The following is a 330-nucleotide window of genomic DNA, read 5'->3' as shown; positions in this document are numbered from 1 at the left end:
AGATATCACCGTGACTGTAGATACCTTGCCTGCAGACCTGATCGGTGCGATCACGATTCCTGAAGACTTGAATGGCGACGGTATCTTGAATGCAGACGAGCTAGGCACAGACGGTACCTTCAATGCACAAGTGGCGTTGGGACCAGATGCAATCGATGGCACAGTAGTGAATGTGAACGGTACTAACTACACCGTGACAGCAGCTGACCTTGCAAACGGCTTCATCACTGCAGCGATTCCTGTCACAGGCGAAGGCCCTGTGACCATCCATGCAGAAGCAGTGGATGCACAAGGTAACCTTGATGTTGCAGATGCAGATATCACCGTGAC

At 51.5% G+C, this 330-nt stretch carries 1 protein-coding gene; it reads left to right on the top strand.

Annotation, left to right across the window (positions count from 1 at the left end):
• The coding region (locus tag J536_RS24825; RefSeq protein ID WP_228130736.1) for a hypothetical protein at positions 1–330 on the top strand (330 nt) is incomplete at both ends.

Origin of the sequence: Acinetobacter sp. 809848 (genome assembly GCF_000581275.1) — a bacterium.
GTDB classification, from domain to species: Bacteria; Pseudomonadota; Gammaproteobacteria; order Pseudomonadales; family Moraxellaceae; genus Acinetobacter; species Acinetobacter pittii.
This window is presented reverse-complemented; position numbering and strand designations above follow the sequence as displayed.